This window comes from Cellulomonas telluris (genome assembly GCF_004886325.1).
GTDB classification, from domain to species: Bacteria; Actinomycetota; Actinomycetes; order Actinomycetales; family Cellulomonadaceae; genus Cellulomonas; species Cellulomonas telluris.
The window spans coordinates 574,738-590,113 of sequence record NZ_QXFN01000001.1; the positions used below are offsets into that span (position 1 = coordinate 574,738).

The window sequence follows — 15,376 nt, forward strand, 5'->3', positions numbered from 1 at the left end:
GAGTCCTCTCACGTCGTCGTTCGGGAACCGGGTGGGGGTGGGGCGGACCTGCCGTCACTCCTTGACGGAGCCGGCGGCCAGGCCGGACTGCCAGTAGCGCTGCAGGAAGAGGAAGGCGACGACCAGCGGGACGATCGTCAGGACGGACCCGGTGATGACGAGGTGGAAGATCGCCTCGCCGCCCGCGGTGGCGGCCTGCGCGTTCCACGCGTTGAGGCCGAGCGTCAGCGGGTACCAGTCGGGGTCCTTGAGCATGATCAGCGGCAGGAAGTAGTTGTTCCACGTCGCGACCATCGTGAAGAGCAGCACGGTGACGATGCCGGGGGCGAGCAGCGGCAGGCAGATCTGCCCGAACGTACGCGCCTCGCTGGCGCCGTCCATCCGCGCGGCCTCGAGCAGCTCGGTGGGGATCGCCTCGGCGGCGAACGTCCACATGAGGTAGAGGCCGAACGGGCTGATCAGCGACGGGATGATGACCGACCACGGGGTGTTGGTGAGGCCCATCTGGCTGAACATGAGGAACGTCGGCACGGCCAGCGCGGTGCCGGGGACGGCCACGGCGCCGATGACGACGGCGAACACGGCGCGCTTGCCGGGGAAGGAGAACTTCGCGAGCCCGTACCCGCCGAGCACCGCCAGCGCGGTGGCGCCGCCGGCGCCGAGCACCACGTAGAGCAGCGTGTTGGCGAACCAGCGGACGAAGATGCCGTCGTCGTAGGTGAGCGTCTGCCCGATGTTCGACAGGAGCGCGAACGAGTCGCCGAACCACAGGCCGAAGGACGAGAACAGGTCGCCCTGCGTCTTCGTCGCGTTGATGACGAGCCACGCGAGCGGGACCAGCGCGTACAGCAGGACGAGCGCGGTGAGGACCGTCAGCAGGACGGACCGGCGCGGCCTGTCCACGCTGTGCCCGCGGGTGCGGGCGCGGTCCTTCGACCCGCCGCGCGTGCTGCGCAGCCGGGGCGCGGACGACCGGGGCGTCGTGGTGGGGGTCGCGGTGGTCATCGCTCACGCCTCCTTGCGCATGCCGCGCAGCTGGACGACGTAGGCGATCACCATCGTGAGGACGCCCATGATGAGGGCGACCGTGGCCGAGTAGTTGTACTGCTGGCCCGAGAAGCTCAGCGAGAACGCGTACAGGTTCGGCGTGAAGTACGTGGTGATGGCGTTGGGCGCCAGGGACTGCAGGATGCTCGGCTCGTTGAACAGCTGGAAGCTGCCGATGATCGAGAAGATCGTCGCGACCACGAGGGCGCCGCGGATCGCGGGCAGCTTGATCGCGGTGATCACGCGCCACTGGCCGGCGCCGTCGATCTCCGCCGCCTCGTACAGCGACGTCGGGACGGTCCGCAGCGCGGAGTAGAAGATCAGCATGTTGTAGCCGACGAACTCCCAGGTCACGATGTTGCCGATCGCGGCCAGGACGAGGTCGGGCGACAGCGGGTTCGGCAGCGTCGTGCCCAGGGCGTCGTTGATGTTGCCGACGAGGCCGAACCGCGTGCCGTACATGAAGCCCCACATGAGGGTCGCGACGACGGCGGGGACGGCGTACGGCAGGAAGATCGAGATGCGGAAGAAGTCGCGCCCGTAGAGGCGGCCGCTGTCGAGCGCGAGGGCCACGAGCAGCGCGATGCCGAGCATGACCGGCACCTGCACGGCGAGGAACGCCGTGACGCGGCCGAGCGCGGACCAGAACTGCGGGTCCTCGAGCGCGCGCTGGTAGTTCTCCAGCCCGACGAAGGTGGTGCCGCCGACGAGCTGGGTGCGGAACAGGCTGATCCACAGCGAGTACGCGATCGGCGCGAGGAACACGAGGGCGAACACGGCCATGAACGGGCCGACGAAGCCCCAGCCGGTCCACGAGCCGCGGGTGCGGCGGCGGCGCGGCGCGGTCAGCGCGGCGGCCGCGACGGGCACGGCGGTCTGGGTCACGGGACACTCCTTCGTGGCGCCGGATGTTGACGTCACCATCGACAGCACCCGGCACGTTTCCACTGGCCCGCGCGACGTGTCAAGCGGATCGACGTTGTTGCAGGTCACGGAATGGTGACGTCACCATGCGTCACGTCCCGCCGTGACGCCTCGCCCCGTGGCGACGTCACCATGGCTATGCTGCGGGCCATGTCCCAGGTCTCGGTGCGCGGTCGCCCCGGCCCGTCCATCGCCGACGTCGCACGGCTGGCCGGCGTCTCCCAGCAGACCGTCTCCCGCGTCTCCACGGGCGCCACCAACGTCCGGCCCGAGACGCGCGAGCGCGTCCTCGCCGCCATGGACCAGCTCGGGTACAGCCCCAACCACGCCGCGCGGGCGCTGCGGTCCGGCTCGTTCGGGACGATCGGGCTCATCGCGCACCGCCTCACCCGCACGGGGGAGTCGCGCACGTTCGAGGGGGTCGTCGAGGCGGCCCGCCAGCACGGGTACAGCGTCACCCTCGTGGACGTCCGCACGCCGTCGTCGTCCGACGTGTCCGACGCCGTCCGCCGCCTCGACCACCAGGCCATCGACGGCCTCGTCGTCATCCGGGCCGAGGACGCCACCCCCGCCACCCTGGCCCTGCCCCCGCGGCTGCCCGTCGTCGTCTCCGACTCCCGGTTCGTCGGCCACCACCCGGCGGTCGGCACCGACCAGGCCGAGGGCGCGTCGCTCGCCGTGCAGCACCTGCTCGACCTCGGCCACCCGACCGTGCACCACGTCGGCGGCCCGCTGGACTCCACGCCGGCACGCGTGCGGGCCGACGCGTGGCGCACGCGGCTGCGCGCCGCCGGCCGGCCGGTGCCGGAGGAGTGGCACGGCGACTGGTCCGCGGCGTCGGGGTACTCGGTGGGCGCGCAGATCGCCGCGTCGTCCGACGTCACCGCCGTCTTCTGCGCGAACGACGAGATGGCGGCAGGCGTGATCCGTGCCCTGCACGAGGCGGGCCGCCGGGTGCCCGAGGACGTCTCGGTCGTCGGCTTCGACGACATCCCCATGGCCGAGTACCTGTGGCCGCCGCTGACGACGGTCCGCCAGGACTTCACGGCCATCGGCGCCGAGCTGGTGGAGCTGCTCATGCGCCAGATCCGCGACCGCACCCGCCTGGCCGGCCACCACGTGGTGGTCCCGACGACCCTGGTCGTCCGCGCCAGCACGGCCCCCCCGCGCCCGAGCTGACGCCCCGCACCCCGCCGAGCTCGGTGGCCCGAGCGCGAGTACGCGACCTGTACCTGCCGAACTCGGCACCGAGGTCCCGAGCTCGCCAGCTCGCGTCCCTCACCTCCAGTTCGCCACTGCGGCCCGAGTTCGCCAGGTGGACCTGGCGAACTCGGGCACGGGTGGCGAACTCGGCGAGAGGTGCGGGTGTCGACGCAGGGGGACGGCGGCAGGGGCGTCGGCCGAGACGACGACGGACGGGACGGTGCCCCTCGGGTGAGGGGCGCCGTCCCGTCCGTGTCGGTGCCGGAGGGTGGGCGACGACGCGTGCCGTCGCCCACCCGCCGGGTCACCCGGCCGTCAGGCGGCGGCGGGCGAGGACCGCCGCGCCGCCGGCCGCGACGAGCAGGGCGCCGAGGAGCGCGAGCGCACCCGCGTCGGCACCCGTCACGGCCAGCGCGCCCGAACCGCCGCGGCCCGTGCCCGCGGCCGAGCCGGTACCCGCACCCGTGCCGGACCCGGCGCCCGTGCCGCCACCCGTGCCGCCCGTGCCCGTGCCGCCGGTGCCGTCGCCGCCACCCGCGCCACCGTCACCGCCGCCGTCGACGACCCGCGTGAACGCGACCGTGCGGACCTCGGACTCCACCGCCGCGCCGTGCTCGTCGACCACCCGCACGTACCAGCCGTGCGTGCCGTCGGCCGGCGTCCAGTCGACCGAGACCACCGAGCCCGCGGCGCCCGGCAGCACCGGGACCGCCATGAGCGCGGGCGCACCGGCGAACGGCGCCGCCGCGGCGAGCGGCGACGTCGACGCGGCGACCGGGGTCACCGTCTCCGCAGCGCCGACCTCGGCGTTCGTGCGGACCTCGGCCGAGAACGCGTCCCCGACCAGCACCTTGTCCCGCACCACGATGCCCGCGTCCGCGTACGAGATCGCGAACTCCTGCGACTGCGGGTCCAGCGTCTCGTGGTCGGAGTTGTAGACCTCGAGCGACGGCGAGTAGGTGCGCACCTGGATCTGCTGCGCCTCGTTGTCGAAGTGCATCAGCCGCAGGAAGCCCTGGCCGCCCTCGGGCAGGCCCTGGTAGTCGAACAGCATCTGCGTGACGACGCGCTCGGCGGTGCCGTCGCCGTCGTCGTCGAACCGGTCGATGCGCGTCGACGCGTCGTGGTAGTGCCCGGACATCACCATCGTGACGTTCGGGTTCGTCGCCACGACCTCGTCCTGGATCCGCTGCGGCACCGGGCCGAGGCCCATGCTGGGCAGCAGGTACTCGTGCAGGTTGATGATCGCGACCCGGTTCGGGAACTTCGCCAGCGTCTCGTTCATCCACGCGATCTCGGCGTCGCCCGGGCCCCAGCCCATCGAGACGACGACGAAGTCGATGCCGCCGGCCGTGAAGAGGTCGTAGTGGCCGCGGTTGTCCTGGTACGACGCGCCGTACCAGGGGTTGCCCGCGTACCGGGCCTCGCCGAAGAAGCGCGAGTACGTCGAGTAGTCGGAGTCGAAGTTGCCGACGTCGTGGTTGCCCGCGAGGACGCCGTAGGGCAGGCCGGCCTCGTCGAGCATCCGGTACGCGGCGTCCGCGTTCTCCCACTGGTACGCCTGGTCACGCTCGTCGACGATGTCGCCGGTGTGGAAGACGTACTGCAGGTTCAGCTCGTCGCGCCGGTCCAGGAAGTACTCGTGGATCGCGAGCTGGTGGTCGTACCAGGTCTCGTTGTAGTACTGCGTGTCCGACTCCCAGCCGAGCGTGAAGTCGAACTGCTCGCGCGGGGTGTCCTCCGGGTGCGCCGGCGTGACGGCCGTCGAGCGGTCGGACAGGTTCGCACCGGCCCAGCCCTCGGAGTGCTGCACCAGGAAGCGGGCCGTGCCGTCCGTGACGAACCCGGTGACCGGGACGTCCGCGGTCAGCGTGAACGACTCCTGGGCGGAGCCGTCGCCCGTGCCGACGTGCCGGTCGACCTCGGTCCAGGCGCCGGCGGCCGCGTCCCACGCGTGCAGGACGACGGTCGCGCCGGACTCGGCGGCGCCGTCCCACATGGCGTGGACCTGCGCGTCCGTGCCGGCCTCGGCCGGGACGGCGACGTCGAACAGCTGGTACGGCAGGGCGTCGCCACCGTGCGTCCGCACGCCCTCGCCGTCCAGCGCCGTCAGCGCGGCACGCTGGTCGCCGGTGAGCGCGGCGCCGTCGCGGGTCACGGCCGCCGCGTCGCGCGTCGTGCCGCTGGAGGCGGTGACGGCGGCGTCGGTCGCGTCGAAGTGGAACGCCTCGTGGAACGACACCGTGAGCGCGTCGCCCGTCGGGTCCGACACCCGCGCGGACAGCTCGACGGCCGCACCGCGGACCTCGGCGCCGTCCTGCGGCGTGAGCAGCTCGACGGCCGGAGTCTCGTCCGGCGTGACGAACGTGCGGCGCTCGGTCGTGGTGTTGCCCGCGACGTCGGTCGCGGTGACCGCCAGGTGGTGCTCACCCGGCACGAGCAGGCGCGACGACGTCGTGTGCGGCAGCGTGACGGGCTCCCCGTCGAGCGTGGCCGTCACCTCGGCGACGGAGGACGCCGCGTCGGTCACGACCGCGTCGAGCGTGATGCGGCCCTGCAGGCCGGCGTCCGACGTCTCGTCCGCGACGAGCGACGGCTCGACGACCGGCGCCGTGTTGTCCACGACGACCTCGGCGGTGTCGGTGCGCACGCCGTCCGTGCCGGTCACCGTGTGCGTGCCGTCGGCGACAGTCGTGGTGTCCCAGGCGTGGCCGACCGCCGAGAAGGCGTCATCGGGCAGCGTGAAGGTAGCCCGGTAGTCGTCGACGTTGTTCGCGCCCGAGTCGCCCATGCCGATGTTCCCGCCGGTGTACCCGGCCGGGGTCAGCGTGCGGCCGTCGGGCAGGACGAGGCGCGGCGAGGAGATCGTGAAGTTGTCGTTGTTCTCCTCGAGGTCGATGCAGGGCGCGGCCTTCGTCCCCGCCGACACGAGGAGCGACAGCGGCTCACCGGGGCGCACCGCGTCGAGCGGGACCGAGGCCGTGACGGTCTCGACGTTCCCGTAGGTGCCACGCTCGAAGATCGTCAGCACCTCGCCGTCGTGGCACGCGTCGCCGGTGGGCGAGGGCAGCACGATGCCGTTGCGGAAGTTGTTGTCGGTCGCGGTGACCTCGACCGCGAACACCGCCTCCTTCTCCAGCTGCGGCGCGGTCGGGGTCAGCGGGGTGCCGTCGACGGCGAGCACGAGGTCCGCCGGGTCCCCCGTGCTCGTGTGGACCGACACCGGCGCGGTGCCCGCGAGGACGTCGCCGTCCTCGACGTTCAGCCGGACCGGGTCCGCGTTCGCGCCCAGCACGGACAGCGTCACCGGCTCGGTCCGGGTCACGTGCGTGCCGTCGGAGGCGACCCACCGGTAGGTGTACGACGACTTGCCGATGAGGTCGACCGGCGGGATCGATGTCGCGTAGCCGCCGCTGCCGTCGTCCTGCACGGGGACCATGCGCTCGGCCGCATCGAGGTCGGAGCGGACCCACAGCTCGACGCGCTTGACCTGGCGGTCGTCGCTGACGTCCGCCGCGAAGGTCAGCGGCACGGTCGGGTCGACGACGTCCGGGGCGCCGTCCTCGATGCGCGGGGCCCGGGTGTCGGCGACCGGCGTGGTGAGCGTCGTCGGCACCTGGTCGGCCGAGACGCTGCCCGGCGTCGCGGCGCTCGTGCGCAGCAGGCGCTGCCACGAGAAGTCCGCGGGGTCGACGCCGTAGTGGATGCCCTGGTCGGTGGCGACGTCGCGGGCGCCGCCCATGTTGTAGTACGCCCGGTTCACGGTGTGACCGGTCCGCGTCATGACCTCGATGCCGCGGGGGCTGCCGTTGGCCATGCCGCCGACCTGCATCTCGAGGATGCTGGCGTCCGGCAGGTCGACGCCCCAGAAGGCCCGGAAGTCGGCGCGCGTGAGGTCCGTGTTGCCGCCGTTCTTCACCCACAGGACGAGCGTCTCGCCGGGGGCGACGACCGCGTCGGCCGGGGTGGCCGGCCACAGCGCGGTGTTCGAGTTGGTGTAGTCCGCGTTCGGGTAGAGGTACCGGATGACGTGGTCCTCGAACGGGATCGGCTCCGTCGTGGAGTTGTAGAGCTCGACGAACTCGTAGCCGTCGGCGCCGCCGACGTTGGTCGAGTCGACCACCAGCTCGGTGACTTGCAGCAGGCCGACGAGGGAGTCCGCGGCCGGGCCGGGGACCGTGCCGGGCGTCGGCTGTGCGGTCGGCGTCGTGCTGGGCGTGGGGGTCGGGGTCGCGGACGGCGTCGGGTCGGGCGTGGGCTCGGTCGTCGGCTCCGGGTCGGGCGTCGGCTCCGCCGAGCGGTCCTCGAGCTGGGCGGGGTCGACGACGCCCGGGGTCGGGGCCGCGAGGGTGGCGAGCACGTCCGTCGACCGCTGGTCCGCGCCGACCGGGGTCCGGAACTGCACGACCTGGTCGGCACCGGCACCGCCGGAGGGCACGTGCGACCGCGTCACCTCGGCGCCCGAGGCGTCGAGCACGCGGATGCCCCGGTTGCCGCCGTTGGCCATGCCCGGCTGACCGCTCAGCGGGACGACGGGGTACTCGGCGGCCGAGCCGCCCCGCTCGGACCAGAACGCGCGGAAGTCGGCGGCGTCGAACTGCGTCGTGTCGACGTTGCCGGCGGTGTACTGCAGCCAGAGGACGACGGTGGCGCCGGCGGGCACGACCGTGCCGGCCGGGACGGACAGCGGCACGTCGCGCGTGCGGTCGTCGGAGTCGGCGTACGTGTACGCGAGCCGGTACCCGCCCTCGCCGAGGACGACGTCCTGGCCGGTCGGGTTGTGGATCTCGACGTACTCGAAGTCGTCGTAGCCCGTGTTGTCGGGCGCGATCTCCGTGACCAGGAGCGGCCACGTGTCGGCGGGTGCCGCACCCGCGGGTGCGGGCACGAGGGTCAGCGCGAGCGCGGCGACGGCGGCGGCACCGACCGCCTTCGCCGGGCGTGACGCGCGGGGGACGTGCGTGGGCATGGCTGTCCTGTCTCGAGGCGAGGGGATCGCCGCGAGGCTAGGAAGGAGGGTTGACCTCCGGATGAACCGGTGATGACCGGGGACTGTCCGTCCCCCGACCTTGGAACGTTTCGACCGTTCGGGTGACCCCTCCGACTCGCCCTCGGCCACCCGTGACCCCGGACCTCGTCAGCACCCCGGGCGCCCGGTCCTGACGAAGTCCGGGGTGAATGGCGGTGACCGGTGCGACCGGGGTGCGGGTGGGGCGGGTCAGGAGAGGAGGCGGGCGATCACGCGGGCGCCGGCGCGCGGGGACAGGTGCTCCGAGCCGGTCAGGCGCCCCTCGAGCGCGGCGACGTTCATGACGCTGATGACGGCGAGCGCGGTGTCCCGGTCCTCCTGCGTGGTGCCCGGCTCGGCGTCGTCCCCCTGCCGGGCGCGACGGACCTCGGCCACCTGGTCGGCCAGGACCTCGTGCGACGCGACGTGCAGCCGCGCGAGCTCGCCGGACGCCTCCGGGTGGCGCAGCCCGTACGCGAGGAACTCGAGCGAGAGCAGGATGCGCGGGTCGTCCTGCGCGCCGCACAGCCACGCGGCGACGGCCTCCTCGTCGACGCCGTCGACGGTGACGCCGGGGATGGTGGCGTCGGGGGACTCGATCGTGATGTTGAGCTGGTCGCGCGCGAGGGCGAGGAAGACCTCCTCCTTCGACGCGAAGTGCGCGTACACCGCGCCCTTCGTGTAGCCGGCTTCGGCGGCGATGTCCCCGACGGACGCCCCCTCGTACCCCTTGGCGGCGATCACGCGCGCGGCGGCGTCGAGCAGGTCGGCGCGCGTCCGGTCGACCTTCTGCCGGCGGCGGCTCTCCGCGCGGTCGCCGGCGGACTCGGCGCGCGCGGCGGCGGCACGGGTGCGCGACTCGACGCGGTCGGCGGCGGCACGCGCCCGGGCCTCCGCGCGCGTCGCGGCGTCCCGGCCGTTCGCCGCGGCGGTCTCGGCCGTCCGGGTCACGGTCTCGGAGGCCTGCGCGAGTCCGCGCGACGCCTCCCGCAGCGACTGCGCGACCGCGTCGCCCACCTCGGGGACGACCGTGCGCGCCTGCTGGCCGAGCACGCGGCTGAGGGTCGCGGTGGCGTCGGCGAGCGCGCGCGTGGCGGCGCTCAGCGGGTCGTCGTGCTCGCGGGGCATGGCTCAGGCTAACCCGTCCCGGTACCACGCGGTACGACCGCGTACCGTGTGGAACTTCGGCCTTGATTCCACCCGGTACGCGCAGATACCGTCCAGCACGTACCGATCGGAATCAAGGAGGCGGGATGAGCACGCAGGTGCTGCTCTCCGTCCGCGGGCTGCGCAAGCGCTACGGCGGACGGACGGGCGTGCAGGCCAACGACGGGATCGACCTCGACGTCGCCCCGGGGCAGGTCGTCGGCCTGCTCGGCCACAACGGCGCGGGCAAGACGACGCTCGTGCACCAGGTCGTCGGGCTCGTGCGGCCCGACGCGGGCACCATCACCCTCGACGGCGTCGACGCCGTCGCGCACCCCGAGGTCGCGCGGCGCCGCGCGTCCATCCAGGCGCAGGCGAACGTCCCGATCACGGGGCTGACGCCGCGGCGCGCGATCGAGCTCGTCGGCCGCATCCGCGGCGGCGACCGCGCGACCGTCCGCCGCCGCACCGAGGACCTCCTCGACGCGCTCGACCTCGGCGCCTGGGCCGACACCCGCGCGGAGAAGGTGTCCGGCGGCGTCGCCCGCCTGACGTCCTTCGCCATGACCGCCGTGCAGCCCGGCGCGCTGGTGGTGCTCGACGAGCCGACCAACGACGTCGACCCCGTGCGCCGGCGCCTGCTCTGGCAGCAGATCCGCGGGCTCGCCGACGCCGGGCACGCCGTCCTGCTCGTCACCCACAACGTGCGCGAGGCCGAGCGCGTCGTCGACCACCTCGCGGTCCTCGACCACGGCGTCGTCCTCGCGGCCGACACCCCCGCCGGCCTCACGGCGTCCCTGCGCGGCGCCCTCACGCTCGAGGTCGACCTGCCCCACGACGGCCCGATCACCTGGCACCCCGCGGTGCGCCCGGTCGCCGCCGGGCGGCTGCGCGCCACCGGCACCGTCCCCGCCGCCGACGCGCCCGCGGTCGTCGCCTGGGCCCAGGCCGAGGTCGACGCCGGCCGGCTCGAGCGGTACGCGCTCACGCCCGCGTCCCTGGAGGACGTCTACGTCCGGCTCGTCGGCGACGAGCGCGTCACCGAGGAGGTGCCGGCATGACCGCCGTCCAGCAGGGCGTCCGAGCGGACGCGCGCGAGAGCATCAGCCAGACGCTCCTGCTCGCGCAGTGGCAGTTCCGCCGGCAGGCCCAGTTCCTGCCGCTCATGGTCGTGGTGCAGGCGTTCATGGCGGTCGCGACCGTCGTCGGCTACGGCCTGCTCGTCGGCGACCCCGACCCGGTGACGGCCCTCTACCTGGCCACCGGCGCGCCCACGATCACGCTGATCACCATCGGCCTCGTCCTCACGCCGCAGCTGCTCTCGCAGTCGCGCACCGAGGGCAGCCTCGACTGGCTGCGCACGCTGCCCGTGCCACGCACCGCGTTCCTCGTGTCCGACCTGCTCGTGTGGACGCTGCTCGCGCTGCCCGGCATGGTGCTCGGCGTCCTCGTCGGGGTCTGGCGCTTCGACGTCGACCTGTCGCCCGCGCCGTGGCTCGTGCCCGCGACCCTGCTGGTCTCGCTGACGGCGGCGTCCGTGGGGTACGCGATGGCGTCCCTGCTGCCGCCCGCGCTCGCGCAGCTGCTCACCCAGGCGCTCGTGTTCGTCGTCCTGCTGTTCTCGCCCGTCAGCTACCCGGCCGAGCGCATGCCCGCGTGGCTGCAGGACGTGCACGCGTGGCTGCCGATCGAGCCGATGGCCCAGCTGGTCCGCACGGGCCTCGCGTCCGAGGCGTTCACGCTGCCGACGCGCTCGCTGGTCGTGCTGCTCGTGTGGTGCGTCGCGTCCGTGGTCGGGGCGGTGCTCGCGCTGCGGCGACGCGCGTAGGGGCGGGGACGACGGCGCCGGGGGACGTGCCGCCCGGCGCCGTCGTCAGCCTGCGCCGACCGTGAACTCCTCGTACCCGACCCCGCCGGCGGTCACCTCGAGGACCACCGTCTCCGGGTCGGAGACGGTGTACCCGAGGTCGAACGTCACGCTGCCGCCCGGCGGCAGCGGCTCCTGCGGCGGGATCCCGAGCAGGCCCGCCACGCTGTCGAAGACCGGCGTGCCCCGGATGCCGCCGGACGCCGCGGAGGTCTCGAAGAACGTCGGCGTCCACGGCTCCGGCGTCCCGTTCGTGATCGTCACCGCGAACCGCAGGTGCTCGCCGGTCGCACCGGCGTCGGCGGTGTCCGACGGCTCGAACGGCTCCGGCGCCGCGACCGTCACGGCCAGCCCGGTGTCGTAGGTGTACGTGCTCCCGAAGGTCGTGGTGGTCGGGCGCTGCCGGCCGGGCGGCTCCTCGGCGGCCGAGCCCGCGGGGGCGTCCGCCTCGTCCTGGTCCGCAGCCTCGTCCCCGGGCTCCTCCCCACGCTCCGACGCCGCTGCGCCCGGCGCGCCGTCCGCCTCGCCCCCGGCGTCCAGCAGCCCCGCCCGCGTGACGAGCACGAGCGCCAGGGCCACGACGGAGACGACGACGGCCGCGACGGCCAGGACCGCGCCCCGGCGTCCGTTCCGCACGGCGGTGACCAGCGCGGCCACGCCGAGCACGAGGGCGATCACCCCGACGACGCCCGCGAGGACCGCAGCCCCGGCGTCCCGGGTCTGCACCCAGGCCAGCGCCAGGGCGACCAGCGCGGTCACCCACGCCGTGACGGCGGTACCGCGGCCGCCGGCTTCGGGACCGGGGTCGACGTCCCCCGCGGTCGGTGCGTCCGCGGGCCGGACGGTCGTGGGGTCGGTGCTCATGGCGCGGCTCCTCACTGCCGGTGCGGTGGTGCCGGACGGGACGTGTCCGACGGGACGGGACCTCAGCGGGCCCCGACCGTGAACCCCTCGTGCGTGAGCATGTTCGGCTCCACCTCCATCACGACCGCCGACGGGTCGGCCACCGTGTAGGCCACCTGGAACGACACGCTCTGCCCCGGGGCCACGGGGTCCACCGGTGCGGGCGCGAGGGTGGACGAGAGGTCGAAGATCTCGCTCGCCTCGGCACCCCCCGACATCACGCTCGTGAGGAACAGCGCCGGGTTGTACTCCTCGGCCCCGCCGTTCCCCACGGTGATCGTGAAGCTGACGTGCTGGCCCTCGGTCACCGTCGCGTACTCGGACGGCGTGTAGGGCTCGGGCGCGGCGACCGTCACCTCGAGGCCGTCCGCGTACACGAACGTCTCGCCGAACGCCGCCGTGAGGCCCTCCGGCGCGGCCTCGCCGCCGGGCTGGTCGCCCGCCTGGTCGCCGGGCTGGTCCTCGGGCTCGCCGCCGGGCTCGCCGGAGGGGTCGGGGACGGGTGCCGTCTCCGCCGGCAGCGGCAGGCCGCCGGTCGCGTCCATCCCGTCCTGCACGCCCCGGACGAACGTGCCGAAGGCGCGCGCGTAGACGGTGTGCGACACGGCGACCGAGCCGATCGCGACCACCGCCACGACGGCGCCCGCGATCGCGAGCCCCCGCCCGGGGCGGGCCTTCACGAGCGCCACGACCCCGACGACCAGTCCCGCGAGCGCGAGCAGCCCGGCCAGGTAGTTGACCAGCGGCACCCAGCTGAGCAGCAGGCCGACCCCGGCGAGCGAGAGCGCCGTGATCGCCATGGCCTTGCCGGGACCGGCCGGGGCGCCCGGGTAGGACGGACCGCCCGGCGCGAGGTGGCCCGGTGCCCCGTAGCCCGGCGGCTGCTGGCCGGGGGGCTGCTGGCCAGGTGCGACGTACGCGGGGTAGGGGGCGGTGGGGACGGCGGGCGGGTGGGGGACGGCGCCGCTGGGGGCGGCCGGGGCCGGGGCCGATGCAAAAGCGGGTGCGGCGACCGGTGCCGGTGCGGCAGCCGCCGCTCCGCCGGTCGGCGCTGCCGGTGCCGGCGCGGTGGGGACGGACGCTGCGGCCGGTGCCGCTGCCGGGGCCGGCGCGGCCGGCGGCGCGGGGGCGGGCGTGGGCAGCGGCGCGCCCGGCGGCGGCGGGATCGCGGGACCGTGGCCCGCCGGCGCCGGCGGGATCGCGGGACCGCCGGCGGCCGGCGCTGGCGGGACGCCCGGTGCCGCCCCGTACGGTGCCGCGTACGGGACGGCCGGTGCCGCCCCGTACGGTGCCGCCGGAGCGAGGTCCGGCTGCCGTGCACCCGGCGTGGCCGACGCGGCGGGCGCGGGCGGGACGTCGCCGGACGGCAGGGGTGCGGTCGGCGGCGGGGGGATCTCGCCGGGCTGCTGGTCGGTCACGCGGACGGTGCTCCTCGCTGGGTTCGGACGACGACCACGTCCGGACGGGCACGACGCGGCGCCCCAGTATCGAGGACCGCCCCGTCCGCCCGATTCGCCCGTCCGCGTGGTGTCCGCCGGGACGCCCCACGTCCCGACGCCCCTCGCACCCCCGGCCCCGCTCCCTCCGCCGAGTTCGCCACGTCGGTCCCAGTTCGCCAGGTCCACGTGGCGAACTCGAGCCGAACTGGCGAACTCGAGCCGGACTGGCGAACTGGGGCCGGACTGGCGAGCTCGGGGACTGGCGCGCTGGGGGCGACTCGTGGACCCGGGGCGGACCGGCGACGGGGGCAGGGGTGGCGAGCTCGGGACGGACCGCGGGTGCGAGCGCGCCTCGCCGCCGTCAGGCTCCCGCGGGCTCGCCCGGGGACGGCTCGCCCAGCAGGTCCGCCTGCCACAGGTCGGGGCCGAACACCTCGTACTGGATGTCCTGCGGCGTGACGCCGTCGGCGAGCAGCTGCTCGCGCACGCCCTTCATGAACGGCAGCGGACCGCACAGGTAGTAGAGAGCGCCGGAGGGCAGGTCGACGGCGTCGAGGTCGAGGCGCCCGTGCCCCCGCCCGTCCACGGGCAGGTCGCCGCCCGGCTCCTCGTACCAGACGTACGCCCGCCCGCCGAGCGCCCGGACGTCGTCGAGCACCTGCCGGCGCAGCGCGAAGGCGTCCTCGCGCACGTCCGCGTGCAGCAGGGTGACGGGCAGCCGGGACCCGGCCGCGACGAGGTGGGACAGCATCCCGGCCATGGGCGTGATGCCGATGCCGGCGCTGACGAACACGAGCGGCCGCCCGGAGTCGTCGAGCACGACGTCCCCGAACGGCACCGACATGGTGAGCGTGTCGCCCACCTGCACGGTGTCGTGCAGCAGGTTCGACACCTCGCCGTCCGGCATCCCGTCCCCGCGGACGCGCCTGACGGAGAACTGCCGGTGCTCGCCGTCGTCGGCGCGGGTGAGGCTGTACTGGCGCGGCTGGTGGACGCCGTCGGGCATGCGCACGCGCACCGACACGTACTGCCCGGGCAGCGAGGTGCGCACGGCGCGGCGGTCGAGCCGGCGGACGCGGAACGTCACGACCTCGTCGGTCTCGGGGACCTTCTCGGCGACCTCCCAGTCGCGCCACACCGTCTGCGGCCGCACGCCGCGCGCGCTGTAGAGGCCGCGCTCCATGTGCACGAGCGCGTACGCCATGAGCCAGTAGACCTCGTCCCAGGCGGCGGCGACGTCGGGCGTGACGGCGTCGCCGAGGACGTCGTCGATGGCCCAGAACAGGTGGTCGTGCACCACCTGGTACTGGTCGGGGCGCAGCCCGAGGGACGCGTGCTTGTGCGCGATGCGGGACAGCAGCCGCTCGGGCAGCTGCTCGGGGTCGCGCAGCAGCGCGGCCGCGAACGCGGCGACGGACCCGGCGAGCGCGACCTGCTGCGTGCCCTCCGCCTGGTTGCCGCGGTTGAACAGGCCGTCGAGCAGCTCGGGGTGCTCGCCGAACATGTGCCCGTAGAAGCGTCGGGCGATCTCGCGGATGTGGTCCGCGACGACCGGCAGGGTCTCCTCGACCACCGGCCGGGACCGGTCGGACAGCATGAGGCCCCCTCTCGCTCGCGACGGTGCCGCGTGCGCCGGGTCGCCCCGGGCCGGCCGCTCCGCCTCCCGCCATGGTCGACCCGCGGGGAGCGGCCCGCCACGGGAGGGCGTCGCGCCGGCGGGCGACCCGCCACCGGGAGGGCGTCGACGCCGTCGGGCGACCCGCCGTGCCGGCACGCCCGTGACGCCGCCCTCCCCGCCCGCGAGGGGCGCCCCCGCGAACGCGGGGTGGGGCGGGCGGT

General features: G+C 74.6%; 10 protein-coding genes. 3 read left to right on the top strand and 7 right to left on the bottom strand.

Annotated features, from left to right (window positions below):
- Positions 1–54: 54 nt before the first annotated feature.
- Both FB586_RS02805 and FB586_RS02810 read right to left on the bottom strand, forming a co-directional pair.
- Entirely contained in the window at positions 55–1,005 is a 951-nt protein-coding gene (locus FB586_RS02805) for a carbohydrate ABC transporter permease (protein ID WP_136517784.1), read from the bottom strand.
- Between the two features lie 3 nt (positions 1,006–1,008).
- Complete coding sequence (locus FB586_RS02810; protein ID WP_246036364.1) at positions 1,009–1,932, bottom strand: carbohydrate ABC transporter permease; 924 nt, start codon at positions 1,930–1,932, stop codon at positions 1,009–1,011.
- Between the two features lie 189 nt (positions 1,933–2,121).
- Here FB586_RS02810 and FB586_RS02815 point away from each other — a divergent pair, with 189 nt between their 5' ends.
- A complete protein-coding gene (locus tag FB586_RS02815) occupies positions 2,122–3,150 on the top strand; it encodes a LacI family DNA-binding transcriptional regulator (protein ID WP_246036365.1) in 1,029 nt (342 codons plus the stop codon).
- A gap of 328 nt (positions 3,151–3,478) precedes the next feature.
- On the opposite strand, the gene FB586_RS02820 is transcribed toward FB586_RS02815, so the two are convergent.
- Positions 3,479–8,143 carry a lamin tail domain-containing metallophosphoesterase family protein gene (locus tag FB586_RS02820; protein WP_136517787.1) on the bottom strand — a complete coding sequence of 1,555 codons (4,665 nt, stop codon included), beginning with the start codon at positions 8,141–8,143 and terminating at the stop codon, positions 3,479–3,481.
- Positions 8,144–8,392: 249 nt separating this feature from the next.
- A complete protein-coding gene (locus FB586_RS02825) occupies positions 8,393–9,310 on the bottom strand; it encodes a TetR/AcrR family transcriptional regulator (RefSeq protein ID WP_136517788.1) in 918 nt (305 codons plus the stop codon).
- A gap of 125 nt (positions 9,311–9,435) precedes the next feature.
- Between FB586_RS02825 and FB586_RS02830 the strand changes: the two genes are divergently transcribed.
- Together FB586_RS02830 and FB586_RS02835 are read left to right on the top strand one after the other, a co-directional pair.
- Complete coding sequence (locus FB586_RS02830; RefSeq protein WP_136517789.1) at positions 9,436–10,389, top strand: ABC transporter ATP-binding protein; 954 nt, start codon at positions 9,436–9,438, stop codon at positions 10,387–10,389.
- Positions 10,386–11,156, top strand: coding sequence for an ABC transporter permease (locus FB586_RS02835; protein WP_136517790.1), 771 nt, complete (start codon positions 10,386–10,388; stop codon positions 11,154–11,156). The genes FB586_RS02830 and FB586_RS02835 overlap by 4 nt, the downstream gene beginning before the upstream one ends.
- Before the next feature lie 45 nt (positions 11,157–11,201).
- Here FB586_RS02835 and FB586_RS02840 read toward each other — a convergent pair whose 3' ends face one another.
- The 3 genes from FB586_RS02840 to FB586_RS02850 form a co-directional block, all read right to left on the bottom strand.
- Positions 11,202–12,059, bottom strand: coding sequence for a hypothetical protein (locus FB586_RS02840; protein WP_136517791.1), 858 nt, complete (start codon positions 12,057–12,059; stop codon positions 11,202–11,204).
- Between the two features lie 62 nt (positions 12,060–12,121).
- Positions 12,122–13,516: a hypothetical protein gene (locus tag FB586_RS20150; RefSeq protein WP_136517792.1), complete on the bottom strand. Its 1,395-nt coding sequence runs from the start codon at positions 13,514–13,516 to the stop codon at positions 12,122–12,124.
- A gap of 382 nt (positions 13,517–13,898) precedes the next feature.
- Positions 13,899–15,134, bottom strand: a complete 1,236-nt coding sequence (locus FB586_RS02850) for a globin domain-containing protein (RefSeq protein WP_136517793.1) — start codon at positions 15,132–15,134, stop codon at positions 13,899–13,901.
- Positions 15,135–15,376: the final 242 nt, after the last annotated feature.

Excerpts from the sequence above, each read along its gene's own strand:
- FB586_RS02840 (WP_136517791.1), bottom strand. The coding sequence starts at position 12,059 with ATGAGCACCGACCCCACGACCGTCCGGCCCGCGGACGCACCGACCGCG.
- FB586_RS02850 (WP_136517793.1), bottom strand. The coding sequence starts at position 15,134 with ATGCTGTCCGACCGGTCCCGGCCGGTGGTCGAGGAGACCCTGCCGGTC.
- FB586_RS02835 (WP_136517790.1), top strand. The coding sequence starts at position 10,386 with ATGACCGCCGTCCAGCAGGGCGTCCGAGCGGACGCGCGCGAGAGCATC.
- FB586_RS02820 (WP_136517787.1), bottom strand. The coding sequence starts at position 8,143 with ATGCCCACGCACGTCCCCCGCGCGTCACGCCCGGCGAAGGCGGTCGGT.
- FB586_RS02815 (WP_246036365.1), top strand. The coding sequence starts at position 2,122 with ATGTCCCAGGTCTCGGTGCGCGGTCGCCCCGGCCCGTCCATCGCCGAC.
- FB586_RS02830 (WP_136517789.1), top strand. The coding sequence starts at position 9,436 with ATGAGCACGCAGGTGCTGCTCTCCGTCCGCGGGCTGCGCAAGCGCTAC.
- FB586_RS02825 (WP_136517788.1), bottom strand. The coding sequence starts at position 9,310 with ATGCCCCGCGAGCACGACGACCCGCTGAGCGCCGCCACGCGCGCGCTC.
- FB586_RS02805 (WP_136517784.1), bottom strand. The coding sequence starts at position 1,005 with ATGACCACCGCGACCCCCACCACGACGCCCCGGTCGTCCGCGCCCCGG.